This window comes from Flavobacterium sp. XS2P24 (assembly GCF_030010285.1).
In the GTDB taxonomy this organism is placed as follows: domain Bacteria; phylum Bacteroidota; class Bacteroidia; order Flavobacteriales; family Flavobacteriaceae; genus Flavobacterium; species Flavobacterium algoritolerans.
Genome location: NZ_JASCRU010000066.1, coordinates 1 through 1,886 on the forward strand (window position 1 = coordinate 1; position 1,886 = coordinate 1,886).

Genomic DNA, 1,886 nt, shown 5'->3' on the forward strand with positions numbered 1-1,886 from the left:
TTTGCTACAAATTCAATCGAAGATATTTTCAAGATAAAACAATGGAAAGACTAATCATTGCTGGAGTCAATCATCAATGGAATGAATTATAGGCAACTAAACGGACAAGCATATAATTTTAAAATACTCTTCAAGTGATTATCATTATTTCCCACATAAAGAATATGCAAAATTAATATTTGATTCAATTTCATTGGTAAATGAAAATATTGATTTAGCAAAAAAATCAGAATTAATAATTCAATATATTTCAAGATTTGACAGATTAGAATATTCTTTAAATATTCATCTTTTACTCAATAAATTCTTTAATTCAGAAACTTCAGATGAAGCAGAAATTGTAATACGTATTTTAGAAAATGAAAAAATAGAAGAAATAATAATAGAATCATTTTCAACAAACATTAAAGAGTTTGAAGTAAATTCTTTAATTATAATTCTATTTAAATTCTGTGCTCAAATAGATAAAATAAAATTATTAAAATATTACAATTTAATTATATCATATCTGAATAGAAATAAACTTAACTTATTTCTATTTCAGGATTATATGAATTATTCTAATTTAATACAGATATCAGATCTGTTATCCATTGAACAACCATTTGAAAAAATTGTAAATGTATTACCTGAAAATGAAATTGTAAAAACCAATTCTATTGTAGAATTGACAATGAGAATAAGTAAACAAAGCAGAAAACCTGAAACAGTATATAAAATTTTAAATTCTTTTCACTTTCCAGAATGGTTAGAAAAATTAAACAAGCTTCCAAGATTTTCAAACATAACAAATTCACTTTCAGAATTAAACACTTCTACTGAAACAAAAAAACTTGTTTATAGTCTAATCCGAAAAATGGATTGGAATAAACTAATCGAGAAGGCAAAAAAGCAAAAAATAGACCAAATAGCAAAATCGTTACGAGAACTGCAGAAAATTGATATTTCTGTAGGAACAAATTCTTGCGCATTTATCTTTAATCAACTTATTGAAAACAATACAATTAAAGAAAAATTATTAATTTCAACTTTATCTGAATATTCAAAAGCATTATCTGATTTATCAAATATAAATTCTGAATCAGCCAAAATGTTTTTATCTAATGACTTAACAAATGGTGTTTTAAAAGACAAATTAGTAAACGAGAATAGTTTGTCAAACTTTAGAGCACGAGTTTTAGAGTTAAAACGTCTTGCAAATGACCCAAAAGAATTTATTTTAACTGTTAGTGAGATAACTACTAAAAATGAATTTATAACAAAAATTAAAACAGAAAAAGATATTAATTCCCTACTTTCATTTTATGAATTTGCAAAAGAAAATTTGAATGGTAAAAATTTTCAAACAATTCAAATTACAAAAAAAGCAATAGATGAAATTGATTCAAGTACTTCAATTATCGACTTATTAAAAAACCCTAAAATATTAAAAATTAAAGGCTTTGATAAAGATATTATTTTATCGATTAAACCAGAAGAAATTGATGAGTATATAAAATCAAAGAAAATAACATATTTAGAAGATATATTTAGAGTCCTTTCTGATTTTAATATAGATAAATCGATTAGTCTTTTTAACCAACTTAAAAATGAATATTTAATAGTTTCGCTATTATATATCGATTTAAATATGTCTCAATCACTAGAGGTTTTATATCGATTAAAGAATAAAGTGGATAAAAATGATAAACTGAATTGTAATGAAAAAGTAAGTTATTTGCTTAATGAATATTTAAAAAAATACACTAATATTGAAAGGCGTTATAATAAATTTGATTGTCCGCAATTACCCATAATTAAATAAAAGGCTTATATTTGATAAAAAAAGAGCGATGAATCTATTCAATTTTACAGCAAATTTTGGGAGTGAAGAGTCTTGTAGACTT

The 1,886-nt window shown here is 23.2% G+C and carries 1 protein-coding gene; it reads left to right on the plus strand.

Features of this window, described 5'->3' with window-relative positions:
• Window positions 1–193: 193 nt before the first annotated feature.
• A complete protein-coding gene (locus QLS31_RS16175) occupies window positions 194–1,804 on the plus strand; it encodes a hypothetical protein (protein ID WP_282744696.1) in 1,611 nt (536 codons plus the stop codon).
• The last annotated feature ends 82 nt before the right edge of the window (window positions 1,805–1,886 follow it).